The sequence below is a fragment of the Paenibacillus aestuarii genome, from assembly GCF_027789125.1.
Classification (GTDB): Bacteria; Bacillota; Bacilli; order Paenibacillales; family NBRC-103111; genus Paenibacillus_E; species Paenibacillus_E aestuarii.
The window spans coordinates 14,492-28,379 of sequence record NZ_JAQFVF010000010.1; the positions used below are offsets into that span (position 1 = coordinate 14,492).

Annotated in this window: 13 protein-coding genes; 2 read left to right on the top strand and 11 right to left on the bottom strand. The window is 48.0% G+C overall.

Annotated elements, in window-relative coordinates; translation table 11 throughout:
• Positions 1 to 36: 36 nt before the first annotated feature.
• The 5 genes from O9139_RS02545 to O9139_RS02565 all read right to left on the bottom strand — a co-directional run bounded on the left by O9139_RS02545 (position 37) and on the right by O9139_RS02565 (position 5,126).
• Positions 37 to 1,479 carry a nicotinate phosphoribosyltransferase gene (locus tag O9139_RS02545; RefSeq protein ID WP_270877884.1) on the bottom strand — a complete coding sequence of 481 codons (1,443 nt, stop codon included), beginning with the start codon at positions 1,477 to 1,479 and terminating at the stop codon, positions 37 to 39.
• Positions 1,480 to 1,497: 18 nt separating this feature from the next.
• Positions 1,498 to 2,055: a cysteine hydrolase family protein gene (locus O9139_RS02550; RefSeq protein WP_270877885.1), complete on the bottom strand. Its 558-nt coding sequence runs from the start codon at positions 2,053 to 2,055 to the stop codon at positions 1,498 to 1,500.
• Positions 2,056 to 2,098: 43 nt separating this feature from the next.
• Positions 2,099 to 2,869, bottom strand: a complete 771-nt coding sequence (locus O9139_RS02555) for an NUDIX hydrolase (protein ID WP_270877886.1) — start codon at positions 2,867 to 2,869, stop codon at positions 2,099 to 2,101.
• 225 nt (positions 2,870 to 3,094) lie between these two features.
• Positions 3,095 to 4,321, bottom strand: a complete 1,227-nt coding sequence (locus O9139_RS02560; protein WP_270877894.1) for an RtcB family protein — start codon at positions 4,319 to 4,321, stop codon at positions 3,095 to 3,097.
• 13 nt (positions 4,322 to 4,334) lie between these two features.
• The gene (locus O9139_RS02565; protein ID WP_270877887.1) at positions 4,335 to 5,126 is read right to left on the bottom strand and encodes a nucleotidyltransferase domain-containing protein; all 792 of its coding nucleotides are present in this window, start codon (positions 5,124 to 5,126) and stop codon (positions 4,335 to 4,337) included.
• Positions 5,127 to 5,300: 174 nt separating this feature from the next.
• Here O9139_RS02565 and O9139_RS02570 point away from each other — a divergent pair, with 174 nt between their 5' ends.
• Together O9139_RS02570 and O9139_RS02575 are read left to right on the top strand one after the other, a co-directional pair.
• On the top strand, positions 5,301 to 6,611 hold the full coding sequence (locus O9139_RS02570) for a helix-turn-helix transcriptional regulator (RefSeq protein WP_270877888.1): 1,311 nt from the start codon (positions 5,301 to 5,303) through the stop codon (positions 6,609 to 6,611).
• A complete protein-coding gene (locus tag O9139_RS02575; protein WP_270877889.1) occupies positions 6,598 to 7,416 on the top strand; it encodes a WYL domain-containing protein in 819 nt (272 codons plus the stop codon). The genes O9139_RS02570 and O9139_RS02575 overlap by 14 nt, the downstream gene beginning before the upstream one ends.
• A gap of 107 nt (positions 7,417 to 7,523) precedes the next feature.
• On the opposite strand, the gene O9139_RS33265 is transcribed toward O9139_RS02575, so the two are convergent.
• From O9139_RS33265 to O9139_RS02600, 6 genes are all read right to left on the bottom strand, one after another.
• Positions 7,524 to 7,661 (bottom strand): Fic family protein, encoded by a 138-nt coding sequence (locus O9139_RS33265; protein WP_377526541.1) that lies wholly within the window; start codon positions 7,659 to 7,661, stop codon positions 7,524 to 7,526.
• A 149-nt stretch (positions 7,662 to 7,810) separates the two neighbouring features.
• Positions 7,811 to 8,707 carry an ADP-ribosylglycohydrolase family protein gene (locus O9139_RS02580; RefSeq protein ID WP_377526543.1) on the bottom strand — a complete coding sequence of 299 codons (897 nt, stop codon included), beginning with the start codon at positions 8,705 to 8,707 and terminating at the stop codon, positions 7,811 to 7,813.
• A 102-nt stretch (positions 8,708 to 8,809) separates the two neighbouring features.
• Positions 8,810 to 9,367 (bottom strand): RNA 2'-phosphotransferase, encoded by a 558-nt coding sequence (locus O9139_RS02585; RefSeq protein ID WP_270877890.1) that lies wholly within the window; start codon positions 9,365 to 9,367, stop codon positions 8,810 to 8,812.
• 159 nt (positions 9,368 to 9,526) lie between these two features.
• Entirely contained in the window at positions 9,527 to 12,112 is a 2,586-nt protein-coding gene (locus tag O9139_RS02590) for a metallophosphoesterase (RefSeq protein ID WP_270877891.1), read from the bottom strand.
• A 3-nt stretch (positions 12,113 to 12,115) separates the two neighbouring features.
• Positions 12,116 to 13,381, bottom strand: a complete 1,266-nt coding sequence (locus O9139_RS02595; protein WP_270877892.1) for a class I SAM-dependent methyltransferase — start codon at positions 13,379 to 13,381, stop codon at positions 12,116 to 12,118.
• A gap of 210 nt (positions 13,382 to 13,591) precedes the next feature.
• Positions 13,592 to 13,888 (bottom strand): hypothetical protein (locus O9139_RS02600; RefSeq protein ID WP_270877893.1); only part of this gene is annotated, 297 nt, incomplete at its 5' end.

Here is a 13,888-nt window from a genome sequence, read left to right on the forward strand (position 1 = left end):
TCTTGCATTAAGTTATATCCATTATAGATAGGTTTGTCAAACCTGATGCTGCTCAATCAGACCTCTTTTTAACTCCCACGCCGTGATGCTCAGATCAACCGGATAAGATGCAGGATTCAGCTTGCGCAAATATTCCGGCCAAAACAAGGCCAACTGCTGCCGATGATAAGTTCGGATCTGCTCTAAAGTCGGAAGCTCGGCAACGAGTTCCCCCGATTGGAAAACCGGCTGCAGCAGCAGCGCCGCCTCATAATCCTCCACAAACTTGTGAATGTAAGGGTGCGTCGGATCAAAAAGTTTGATTCTTTTACCCTCCTTCACATCCGTCTCCTCTTTCAGCGCAATGTAGTCGGCTTCGGCCTTGCCGGTCTGTTTATTAATAATCCGGTATACTTCCTTCACGCCGGGGGTTGTGACTTTCTCGGGGTTACCCGATATTTTGATCACAGGCATGTATGCGTCCCCCTTCGCTCGCGCCACCAGCTTATAGACACCGCCTAACGCCGGCTGATCCGCTGCTGTAATGAGCTGGGTGCCGATGCCCCACGCATCGATCTTGGCGCCCTGCGCCTTTAGGTTCAAAATGATGTTCTCATCGAGATCATTCGAAGCCAAGATTTTCACATCGGGCAGCCCCTCAGCATCCAGCAGCTCCCGCGCTTTCACGGAAAGATACGTCAGGTCGCCGCTGTCCAGACGAATCGCCTGCAGCCGCTTACCTCGCGCTTCCAGCTCCCTGGCGGCGCGGATCGCGTTCGGAACGCCGCTTCTCAACGTGTCATACGTGTCTACGAGCAGCGTCACTTGATCCGGCAGCGCCTCGGCATACCGCAAGAACGCCTCCTCCTCCGAGTCGTGGCTTTGCACCCACGCATGGGCATGCGTCCCTTTGGCGGGGATGCCGAACATCATGCCGGCGCGCAGATTGGATGTCGCGTCGAACCCAACGATATAAGCCGCCCGGGCCCCCCATACAGCCGCATCAGCCTCCTGGGCACGACGGGTCCCGAACTCGAGCAATGAGTCCTGCCCGGCAACCTGCTTGATCCGTGCCGCCTTGGTCGCTACCAATGTCTGGTAGTTAACAAAGTTCAAGACAGCCGTCTCGATCAGCTGTGCCTCAAATACGGGAGCTTCCACCCGAATGAGCGGCTCCCCGGGAAATACCAGCGTCCCTTCCGGCATAGCATAGAGATCCCCGGTAAATTTGAAGCGACGCAGCTCCTCCAAGAACGCCGGCTGGTACTGCTCCTCCTGCTCCGCCAAAAACGCAAGTTCCTCTTCCCCGAAGCGCAAGTTTTGGATATAATCCGTCACCCGCTCCAGCCCGGCGCACACGGCAAACCCATTGCCGAAAGGCAGCTTGCGAAAATACACATCAAAAACCGCTCGCTCGCGATGCGTCCCGTGGATCCAGTGGGCATACATCATATTGATTTGATATTTATCGGTATGAAGCGTCAAATTATTCGTCCTCACATTGCTTCCCCTCCTGCATTAGAGCCTGACAAGCTGATTATCCTTAAAAATAGCCGCTCCCAGCGTATTCTGAAAATGCCCCAAGGCCCAATCATGGCCCTGAGGGTTAAATGTCGCCACCGCATCGGCATGCACCACGATCGAAAAACCTTTGTTGTAGGCATCGACTGCCGTGTGCAGCACGCATATATCCGTGCATACGCCGACCAGATGCACTTCCTGTATCCCTCTAGCGCGCAGCTGAAGCTCCAGGTCCGTTCCACAAAACGCGCTATAGCGCGTTTTGTCCATCCAATGCATGCGCTCCTGCTGCTGGGCATAGACCTCACCAAGCTTGCCGTAGAGCGATCGCCCTTCCGTTCCGCGAATATTATGCGGCGGGAATAAGCGGGACTCCGGGTGGTAAGGGTCTTGCTCATCGTGCAGATCTACCGCCATGACCACCCAGTCCCCCGCTGCCGCAAAGGACACGGCTAGCTCCGCGATCTGTTCTTCGATATCGATACCCGGCTGCCCACAAGGGAGCTTCCCAACTACAAAATCCACCGTATAGTCAATCACGATCAAAGCCCTCATTCATTCCAGCTCCTTTATTCGATATCGTGCAATAGCTATCCGCTTAACTATAAATCGACAGCTGCGGCTTATGGTCCGTAAAACGGTACAGCTGCGCAGCTCTCTGCGAGTAACGGTTCGACAGCTTCGGTTCGCCGTTCAGGTCGCGCACTTCCTCGATGATGCCTTTGCGGCTCTGGGTTGAAGTAATCTTGCGGATAAAATTTTTCTCCTCAAAATCCGGCACAACAGTCTGAATCACCTGGTACAGCTCGCTAATCGTAAATTCCTCAGGAAGAAATTCCTTCGCAATCGTCGTCGTGACCATTTTCTCACGAATTTTGTTCAGTGCGTCGCTCAGGATCTCCTTGTGATCGAAAGCTAGATCCATGCGGAGCGCCTCTTCTACAGGCAGCAGCTGAACCGCCGCCGCATCATCGGCTGCACGCCGGCTCGCCAGTCGCTTCTCCTGCACGAGGGCAAGGAACGCATGTGAGATGATCCATCCTCTTGGATCACGGCCCGGGTTGCTGTAGACGTTGAAATATTCCATGTGGACGTCCGCCACACCGGTCTCCTCTTGCAGCTCCCGTCGCGCACATTCATGCATGCTTTCTGATTCGTGGCAAAACCCTCCCGGCAGGGCCCATTGCCCTGCAAACGGCCACGCCTTCCTTTGGACCAGCATCACCCGCAGCTCCCGGGTGGGGAGCGCTTTTTTCACGGTGAGCTTCTCGGTTGTAGTGATGGTGAAGATCGCAATATCGCTCGGTGCTCCGTCGGGGGTGCGGTATTTACTGGGTGTGTAGTTGCGTTCGTTCTCGTTTGGATTCATGTGGCACCTGCTTCGCGTAGTCAATATTGTCAATTTGATAATTTCATTATGACATAATGAAATGAAATGTCAAGGTTTGCAATTAAAATAGGCCAACTCACATGGAGCTGGCCCTCTAGGCAACGACTTCCTAATAACACCTCTAATTTATAGTAAACAGCATCCCCGCTGTATACCCTCAAAATCACTATATTTACTTGGTTTTTTTCGTGGAACTAAGGATGTTTAATCCTTATAGGGATCAAATTCATCCGCCCCTGCCATACACACACCAATCGGCTTCAACACATGAAGAATATCGATGGTTTCTGAATGAGCGTCCAATACTTCCTGCAGCTTTCGGTATACAAAAGGGCTCTCGTCCGTTCCGGCACCGCGGAGTTCCACACCGTAGCTGCGGACGGCTTGCATCATCTGCTCATGCGAAATCTGTCCGCCGCTGCGTGATCTCGTTTTCCAATTCATTTTGCCTGCCGCTTGGGTTCGGCTCATAATTCTTCCCGCACCATGGACAGTGCTGTAGTAAGCTTCCCTGTTCTCTACGGAATTCTTCCCGCGGACAATCACTGAAATATCACCCATACTGCCTCCGATGAAGCCCAATTGCCCTGGAGCTGAGGGGGTTGCGCCCTTACGAACGACCACCGTCTGTTTCCCTTCGTGCTCCTCTAGCCAGGCAAAGTTATGGTGGTTATGGACTGCGAACTCCGCCTCTGCTCCTAGAATCGCAAGCACCTGTGCGATGACGTAATCGCGCCCGGCATAAGCATACCGTCCAGCCAGCTTCATGGCGCGGTAATACATATCACCGACTTCACTGTTCATTTCAAGAAGTGTAGGGGCTTGGTCCATACTCTCCCCGGGAGCCTTATCGAAAAATTTTCTTCCAGCCGCTAAATTTAGAAAGCCACTTGCCGTCTTATGGCCAAAACCACGGCTGCCAAAATGATTGGCAATCCAGATCGCCCCCGTTGCTTCTTCCACAAACAAATCAACAAAATGATTACCGCTGCCTACCGTCCCCAGCTGATCGCGGGCTAATGCCTTCAGCTTGTCGTGCTCTTGCTTACCCAGCGCAGCATAAACCGCCCAGTCCGGATCATCAAACAGGTCATGATCGACCTTCTCCTTGTTCGACCGTCCAATACCAAAAGAAACCTTGCGTGCGATCTCATCCATCCAACGGTTCATTTGCGGGAGCGCGTCCTGGACACGAATATTTGTTCTGACCGCCTTATTCCCACAGGCAATATCATAGCCCACGCCCGACGGAGAGATTTGCCCCTCATAAGCCATAACTCCGCCGATTGGCTGGCTATATCCTTTGTGATGGTCCGCCATAAGCAGCGCTTGCACCACGCGCCCGTTTTGTGCACATATTTTCGCTTGAGTAAGTGCACTCTCATCCGGTTTTCCCCAAACACGAACTCCATCTATCGATTGATATGTCATCATTAACAACTCCCTAATTGGCTGGATGCCAAACTTCTTTCAATGCTGACCGAAATAACGCATCAAGTTGACGCTCGTATTGGGCTTCTGAGGCTGGTATGGATAAGGCTATCTGTTCAAGACGGGTGATTTGCGCTTCGAGGTATTCATTGATGGCATCGACTTTGAGCTCCATGTCCATTTCGTCACCAGCTATTTTGCGCTCCAGCAGGTTCTCGATAGCTGCGCTCAACACGGAATCACTGGGTACCAGGTGATCGACCAAGTCCTTAAATTCAATGGGAGGCATAGCATTGTACCTCTCTATCCATTCACATGCCAAGATCGGACGCAGAACGTAAAAATATTTCTTTATTTTTACCCGCTCGCCTTGAAGGTACTCGCGATAATTTCCTTTAGCCATGTGAAGGTAATGATACATACATGATCTTGGTGAAAACGCTAATGGAGACAGCCCGCGGATTTGTTCGGCGACACTGGATTTCTCCATATAACGAATAGGAGATTGCAGCCATTCCAACAAAGGCGGATTCGATTTCCTGAATAGCCGCAGCGCTTTGCGCAAATCCCAACCATTCATGTCCAGCATATCGCTAATCGGCCTCTCGATCACATCGCGTTTATCGAAGACAGATAAATACCATTCCTCAGGTCTTATATATAGAAATCGTACGTCATAATCGCTGTCTTGAGAGGGAAATCCCCATGCGCGGCTGCCCGACTCACATGCATATATAATACGGACATTCTGTTCTTGTTCTATCTGTACCAACTCTTGCTGGATTTGCTTGCTAACTTGTAGCATGATCTTCGCCCTCTTCTTTCAAATTACCGAGTTGTTATCTTCTGGTATTATCATCGCCGATTTCAAGGCCGACGAACATGGTGAAAGTATTACGACTATACATATTTTTTCCATTTCGGCTTTATCTTTACCCTGTTACAATAAGGAAAGAACTGGGGTAGATGGAGGAACTAGATGGCTAAGGAAAGTTTTGATAAAGAAATTCAATTCCTGCGTATGATGACGCTGACAAGCGGAGCCTACAGCAGACAACAGTTCGCAGAGCGGCTAGGGATTTCCGTTCATACTTTAGATAAAACCATTCGTCGGCTTAAAGATATCGTGAATACCATGTACCAAGGACTTCCTGAAGAGCAGAGTAAGGAACTGGAGGAAACTCTTAGATTTCAATATCGCGACTCTGCCGATCCAATGCTTTTGTTTTTATTTCGCGCCAAATCTCTAAAAGAGTCAGAAAGTATGCGCCTTTCGCTGCTTTTGACTGCAATGAAGGAAGAAGCGTTCACAACTTCGGAGCTGTTGGATATTTGCGCTAGCCAAATGCCACCCGAATCGTCCCTTCCAGATGAAAAAACAATTCGAAACGACATTAAATACTTGGAAGAAGTGGGCGTCATTCAACGAGAGTCAAAAACGCGCCCTTACCGTTACCGCGTCCGAAACTACTTCATTCAGGAGTTAACCGATGAGGAACTGTTGGATTTGTATGACTATGTGGACATCATGTCCAACACTCAAATCCCTTCTGTCCAAGGGTACCTGCTTCGGGAAGGCTTGAAAAAACACTTACAGCGAAGCCAAATGGAGAAGCATATCGTAGAGCCGTTCCTATACAAGTATCATTATCCTTCCCGCATTTTAGATGAGGCTCATCTATTTGCGCTGATCCATGCTATTCGCAACCGTCGAAAAGTTACGTTTCTTTATTTTTCCCCCAAGACGGAGAAAAGTTATAGAGCGAAAAATACAAATCCCTTATTTGAACGCGAATCAGAAGGTAACCAAATTGTTACGCTTCCGTTAAAAGTTGTGTACGACCACCAGTATGGCCGCTGGTATTTATTGGGTAATGGCAGGAACGGGATTTCTAAGTTTCGTGTGGAGGGCATGACCCAAATCGAGGAAACGGATTTCGTAGAAGAGGACATATTTAATAGTCAGCTGGCAGCTTTAGAGCGGAGCATTCAAAATAGTTGGCTCATCGATACCGGGCGGACGGTTACGGTACGTGCCCGGTTTTTCAAACCGGATGCTACAGAGCGGGACTTCATCAGAGCACGTGTAGAACTTCAAGGGCAATGGGGACAGATCGTCGAGGAAGACGGACAGTCGTTTATTTACGAAATCGCCGTTAACGGTACTACGGAGATTAAACCCTGGTTGCGAAGCTTCGGTTCAAGCTGTGAAGTGTTGGAGCCGTCGCATTTACGCCGCGAGATGATTGCCGAATGGAAGGAGATCCGGGCTTACTATGAATCTATTTGAGAAAATATTTAACTATCAAATCTTGTCGCGCTTAGAAGATTCCGGGACCTTCGTCGTCACTTCACACGAACGTGCTTGGCTGCGGCTCATGCTTCAGAATCCGGCGGCATCTGTCGCTTTTACACCGGATACATTACGGAAACTTACTTCCATACTCGAACAAGATTCATCCATGGACCTGTCCGAGCATCTGCTTGAAAAGGCCAGTGCTACAGAGCAGAGGGTTTATCATCCCCTCTTACGTCCCTTGCGCCGCCTGCTCATGAGCAAGTCCAGCATGCGAATTTCATACAAACTTAAAAGTGGAAACGTCTGTGCAGATGTGAGCGGACTACCGTGTAAGCTCGAATATTCCATGGTTAAGCGGGAGTGGTACCTCATCTGGTATCACCTCGGCCGTCGTGCGCTCATGAGCACTAGATTGAAAAATATCGATTCGATCCATGCTGAATCCATAGGTTCAACGTATGCTGACAAGCTCTTGGAATGGGTTAAAACGACGTTGGAGTCTAGAAAAACGGAAGTGTTCGTCGAAGTCGCTAAGGAGTATAATCGGGAGCTTTCGAGAATCCTTTATGCCTTTTCATGCTTTGACAAGACGGTTGTCTTTGATGAAGAAGACGACATCTACCGCATCCGCATCTGTTTGATGGGCGATGAAATGGAGTTTTTGCTGCTGAAGATTCGCTTTCTCGGTAAGCGGGTTCGTGTGGTGGAGGGTTCTTATTTGAAAAAACGGATGCTTGAGGCCTCGACGAAGGCCCTGGAGCGGTATGGGGAGGATTATACGAAAGAGGCGCCGTGATGGAGCCTCTTTTATTGTTAATAGATTTATTTTACGGTGTTAATATACTTTTGCAAACTATCTTCAACGCATGCAGAGATTAATTGAACGAATATTATTGGCCGCTTTTACAATAGCTGGCGGAACCCATATTTCATAAAAATTAAGTACATTAATAAGCGGGCAGCACGCCCGTTAACGCCAGTAAACGGGCGAATATAGACAAAACGAAAGTGAAATTCCGCTGCTAGTTCAACTGGATACAAGTTATCTTTTTGTTATTTATACCATTAAATTAACTATTCTATTTGCTCAGAAAGAACTGCAAAAATGAGGCGGAGTATGTTGAGAACCTGCCATGCTGCCCCTCCCCCGCTTGCTTTTATTACCAAAGGGTTAATCTAAGTGGAAGTTGTTATTTACCACCCAACCGCAAATGATACAAGCCTAACGCAACTTCATCCAAGCGGTCTTTGATCAGAATAACATCCGAATATGCCGAGGGAATTGAATGATAGCCATAATAAATACCTGCAAGCCCCCCGGCAATCGCGCCTATTGTGTCGGAGTCTCCGCCTAAATTGGCTGCCCTTTGCACAACTTCACTGAAATCTGCAGCATGGAGAAGCGTGTGCAGAACCCACCTGAAAGTATGAACGATAAAGCCGCTTGGCTCACAGTCCGGCGGTTCTTGTATGAGGCCTTCATAGTCCGTCCCTGCTACCTCACTAAGAATAGCACTGCGTAGTTCTTCACCACCCAGAAGACGATGAGCTATGCGATTGTAGATCACACAGGCTTCATTGCATCTCTCGTCGTAGTGAGTCATTTTAGACTGCATCCTGGATATCCTTTCCATATCGGACAACTCTGTGTAAGCCAGTGCTGCTGGCAGACATCTCATTAGAGTGCCGTTCCCACCACTTTGCCCCATATCCAGATCCGTTAAGAAAGCCGCTTCAAACCAGTTATCATGGTAATTCTCAAAAGCAAGACGGATCGTATTGCCAATATCTTTAGGCTTAGAATGATACCATTCCATAAAACGACGTCCGATTGGCTCCATAGGATCTGCCGGGTTTTCTAGAATGCCCCCAGCTACACAAAGCGTCATCATCGTATCGTCGGTTACTTCTCCAGGCTCCAACTGCCAAACACCGCCACCGATAATTTCCTTTAAGTAGCCATATTGCACTCTAATCTCCCGTGCGGACATAAATTCTGTTGTGCCTCCCAGAGCATCTCCAATGGCAACGCCATACAAGCCACCTTTAATTTTATCGTACAAGGTCTCATCGTTCATTCGGTTCATTCGACTCCTCCCCTCTCGCGCTCAAGCTCTAATATCAATTGATAAAAATGTTCCGTATCCGCATGACTCGGAAGCCCAGAGACCTGCCCGTCCCCTATCCTTTCACTCACTCTCCACCACGGAGAGGCTTATAGGCGGCACACCCTCAGCTAGCCACACTTCGTTACCCGCGTAATAAAAAGTGACCCCCTGCTGCTTCGCACTTACCGTATCGACCTCAAGGATCACCAACTCTCCTCTACGGCTGCCTGCGAGTGTAGCAAAATGAGTGCCTTCCGACAAATGAACATATTGCCGGCTCATCGGATGCAATCCTTCTTTCAAGATGGATGCGAGAGCCTTTCTATTCGTGCCATGATATAGAACAGCCGGCGGTTCGCCTGGAGCATACTGAACTTTATCATGGCTATGACCGTACCTTGCTCTTATGCGACCGCCCTCCATTTCAAAACGCTGCTTATCCGAATTGCGCACCACCTGCTCGATATCTTCTTGTTTCACCCATGCCCATCTGGGCTGCGCCTGAATGGCTTCCAGCAGAGTGGCTACCGGACAGGAACCGTCTGCAGGATCCAAAACAACGCCAAAGTCCTCTGGTGCATGCCTCAGCAGCTTGGTCATCATCTTGCTTAAGCTTTTTTCTACAGCTTGATTTAACATCGTTAACACTTCTCTTCCTAAATAACTTCTACACGACTTCCATTAATTGCATTATATCCCTTCCGAGCGCCAACAGAACGGGACTATTTCGTTCATACTTAAAAATTCCTAATACAAAAGGTGCCCGAATCCATAAAGGACCCAGACACCTTATCCGTATTATAAACGCGGATCAATTTCTCGCTCCTGTGATACCTCAAAAAGCAGATTAGCTGCGATCTCTTTATAAGCATCATGCTCCGGCATAATCTCAGCAAATGGCACCGCCAGCATCCGCATCCCGTACTGGTACTCATTTAGCGAAGTGCGAAGCTTCTGATTCACATTCTTTTGCTTCAGAAGCTTGCGGTACTTATGCGGAAATCTGTAATCGTACCCGTAAATGATGGACAAGTAATCAGCATTTCGCACCTTCATGTAAGGTACGGTTTTCCCGTTCCACATCTCAGGCTTGATCACGACGCCTTCCATGTGGTTCTCCATCGTAAGCTTGGAGAAGTAACGCTCCGCTTGCTCCAGACTGTCCGGATCAGATAACTCCAGTGTAAGCGCCTCATCATCCGACAGAAAACCATACATCTCCGAAGTTTTCCATTCTGGAATTTCCTCCTTCCCGTCATCATACACGATCTTCAGAAGGGCAAAAGGCTTATATGCCATGGCCTCGTCTTCCGCATACAGCTCCAGCTGTCTTTTGTACGTCTGATAGGCTTCTAAGTGCCCTAATAAAGGAACGTATGTTTCCCGAATCTCATGAACATACTTATAGTTCTGGTACACACTCGACCCGTACTTGTCGCTTAAAGCCTGTTTAGCAATATGATACTGGTCTTGCTCAAACCCGCTCGTTTCATATTCGGCAGTGAGCTTATTAAGGGCCTCTTCAAAACCGTTTTGCCGCAGAAACGAGAGCTCCTTCTCCAAAGCTTTTTCAATCGGCTTAAACTGCCTTTCGATCAAGCCTTCACCTAACGCCTTCCATGGCAGGAGCTCCCCATCCAAAATCAGCATGGCAACTTTCCTTTCTTCCATAAAGCCGCTGAAATCGTCCAGTAATTTCCTATAAATTCCCGTTAGATCCACATGGTTAATCTTATATCCGTTACGACTCACTGCAAAACACTGCTCCAGATCTTTATGCAAGTATACATTGCATCTCGAACCCATATATTTGGGCTGCAGGACAACTTGCTGAACGCCGCGTTCCCTAAAATAATCTAAACCGCGTTTCAAGCACTCGAGTTCATTCGTTACCTCATTCTTATCCGCCGGTGACATCGTACCTGAAATGAAGTTGATTTTATTTCTTGAACAATAATGGAGCCTGCGGATGTCGTCTTCTCCAAGGTCCTGAATGGATACCTTTCGTTCGGTCTTGAATACAGTTTGCAGTTCCTCGGTGATTACCGCTTGGCGGGACTTCCGGGACTTCATAAACGGTTTGTACGAGATGCTGACAGAGGTCAAAAGGTTGCCATGCACACTGCCCGTGTCAATATGAATCTTGTTTGCGATTCGAAAAGACTGCTTAGCTGCGACGTGCCCGAACACGTGATACGGATGATTTTTGACCGCTTCCTCCTTCAGAAAAGCCAGCTGTCCCTCCAATGGCACTTCCCGGTCAATGCGGAAATTTCGCTGATGCCGGATCGAATTGGGATCCAGCTTACCAATATACTTCTTCCGGCACGGGGCGTGAGTGACATAAAAGGAGGGGCCCTTCGTCCCCACATACCGGTAAAACGGCTTGGAAATTGCCACTAAGTGCTGAAATTTTCTAAGCAGTTCCGAGTCGTTCATTAATACTTGTGTTGAGTCAAAATACATTTGGAGCAGCTCTTGATCAACGCCGTTAATCTCACCTTTAATATACTTGTCGACGAAGTTTTCATGGTTCCCAAGTACGAAGTAAAAATGCTCCCTGTTCTCATGCAGAAACTCAACGATTTCCTTCGTTTGTTTCCCCTTGTCAATCCAGTCGCCAACCAAAACAAGCTTGGTCTGCCTCAGATTATCCGTGATGACCAGCTTGCCCGCTTCGAGCTTGTAACCGTGGTCGAGCAGCAGCCCTTTCAAATCGTCTACACATTCATGGACGTCACCAATAATAATGTACTGCTGCTCCTGAGGAAGCAAATTAGCCAAGTAAGCATCCAAATCTTCAATGATGATATTGTACTCGGGATTCGCCTTTCCCTCTTCAGCCAAATAAAAGTCCTTCGCCCGTACTTTATGGATCTTGCCGTACCCCTCGCGAGGCAGCGCGCTGAGAACCTCTTTTTTTAGTCGGTTAATATGATTCGTGATCAGCTTCTTCGAACGCTCCGAGGCGTAGTAATCTTCCCGCTTTCGATAATCAAAAACAATGACCTCGAGATTATAATTGTTTTGAAAAGCAATCTCCTTTACTTTAGCCCGAAAATCCTCGGATAGCCCGGTGGTATCCACCACAACGAATTCCGCATTAACCGGAAAAGACGTTGCCATTGTCAGCCTTTCAAACAGCATGTGAAAAGCTTGCTCGCTGGCCTCCAGCATCACCTGATCGTACTTATCGTATGCAAAGCCAAGTACCTCTTGGCGAATCTGATCGGAGGACAAATATTGAACATTGGCCTTCACGTTCTTGCCAGCATCCGCAAATCGAAGCCCGGGAATCAACACTTCGTTGGCAAACGTCGTTTTGCCGCATTCCGTAGACCCTACTAGCATGAAAATCGTATGCACCTTCACTTGAATGTCCATCGTTCAGGCCCCCCTTTTCTTGAGAATGACACCTTGTGTCGTTTGAATTTGGTTAACGCCGTCTCCAACAGCTACGAATTCGGCACACAGATTCGTCCCTGCCATAACATCGTGCATCCAATTTTGAAACGCTTCCGTACCCAGCTCCCACTTGTGATCGTCATGACGGAAATCGCTCAGTTCGTAATAGTGGTTAAAGTCAGCGTTAGGAGTCGTAATAATAAAGTTGTCAAAATCGACATGGGCACTGATCTGACGAATCAGTTGTTTTGCTTCATCCTGACTCATATGTTCAATGACCTCTGTCAGTATGACATCGACCTGCTCCCCGTTATAGCTTTCCAGGAACTGATCAATTGAGCCATAAGTGACAACATTATCGATCTCTTTGGCCTCCGCTTTACGCTTAACCTTCTCCAGCTGCTCCTCATTGATGTCGACGGCATAATAACTGCCCTCAATTTTCCCTGCATATGGGATGGCATAATATCCTTCGCCGCACCCCACATCTAAGATCGATTTGTCGAAGGCTAGCTTGCTGCCGATATAATTTCTACGCTGCAGCGCCGTCCCACCGTAGGCGAACTGAATCTTGTAGCGATCCGTTTTCTCCAGCTCCGCTTTGTATTTCTGAAAACGCTCCCTGGAGGACAAGAAATTCCGCACAAAGAGACTGCGAATATAGAATGGCGCGTTGATCACATTCATACTTTTGATGTATTTCTCGAGAATGCTGTCCGAAATATCGATATACTCATTGCCGAACATGGAAAGGAACAAACACAATACACTGACGGCATGGAGCAGCTGATACAAGCTCTTCTGTGTTGTCACCGTTAAGGAATAGCTCTTATGCGCCTGATGGGTAATTTCGAACGTAAAATCTTTCAAGTGCTTCTCGAAAAACTCGATATACCGGACCAATTCAATATGAATCATATTAATGAAAAAGGCATGTTCGTAGCCTTCAATATCCCGTTCATCGAGTGCCTTAAGCGGCGCAGAGAAAAATTCATTTATTGCGTTCAGCGGAAATAAAGGTGTATTGTACCTCGAGACATTCAGATACTCGAAATTTTCCTGCTCATGCTGCTTATAAGAGATCTCATTATCTGCATCCTTAAAATACACATTAAACGTCTGCTGATCCGTGTACCAGCCGTACGCCATGCCCTTGCGAATCGAGCGAAGCATCATGCCGGAGTTTGGATTTTTTTTGATTAGAAATGAAAGCTGCGGATTCGTGGATCTGATTTGGACGATTGCCATCTGAATCTACCCCTATGCTAAAAAATGGAAGATCACACAATACTCTTTACCAGTTGCTCTGTATACATATTTTCCCTTATAACAATACTAACGAACAGGGTGAAAGTATTACAAAACAAAAAAAGAAGCCAAACCTTGGTAAACTGCGGAATACATACCACTGTTTCAAGGAGGGCTTCTTTCATATAGATACTCATCCAGAATAGTACATTAAGACTCTTTCTTACTCTTCTTAACAGAATGAATCATCTTATCAATGGCGACTTGACCCACTGCAGCGTGGCTTTCGACCTCCATGACTTTATTTAATACCTCTGGACTTGCTTCCCGAATACGAACGGGTCCTGCCACAATCCCTATGTATGTGGTTTTTTGCGCCTTTTCCTGTACATCGGTCACATCTCCATCCGGAGCCGTTCGCACATGCGCTTTGACGTCGACCAAATCCTCCGTATTCGGAGCCTTGGCGTCAGGTCCTTGATAAGAGAGATTGTTCGTCACATCTCC